This window comes from Komagataeibacter melomenusus (assembly GCF_013155395.1).
Lineage (GTDB): Bacteria > Pseudomonadota > Alphaproteobacteria > Acetobacterales > Acetobacteraceae > Komagataeibacter > Komagataeibacter melomenusus.
Window position 1 is genome coordinate 1 of record NZ_JABJWC010000128.1, and the last position, 330, is coordinate 330.

A 330-nucleotide genomic window follows, 5' to 3' on the forward strand; every position below is an offset into this window, starting at 1 on the left:
ACGCCGTCTCCAAGTTCAATGTCGTGACCGGCGAACAGAAGAAGGGTCCGTCCGGCCCGCCGAGCTATACCTCGGTGTTTGCGAAGGAACTCGTCCGCCAGGCCGCGACCGACGACAGGATCGTCACCATCACCGCCGCCATGCCGTCCGGCACGGGTCTGGACAAGTTCGCCAAGGCCTATCCCGACCGCTTCTTTGACGTGGGCATTGCCGAGCAGCATGCCGTGACCTTTGCCGCCGGCATGGCCACCGAGGGGCTGCGCCCGTTCTGCGCCATCTATTCCACCTTCCTGCAGCGCGCCTATGACCAGGTGATGCATGACGTGGTGC

General features: G+C 64.2%; 1 pseudogene. It reads left to right on the plus strand.

The window, feature by feature from the left end:
• Positions 1 to 330 (plus strand): annotated as a pseudogene (locus tag HNW77_RS17375) (1-deoxy-D-xylulose-5-phosphate synthase); the annotation flags it as partial.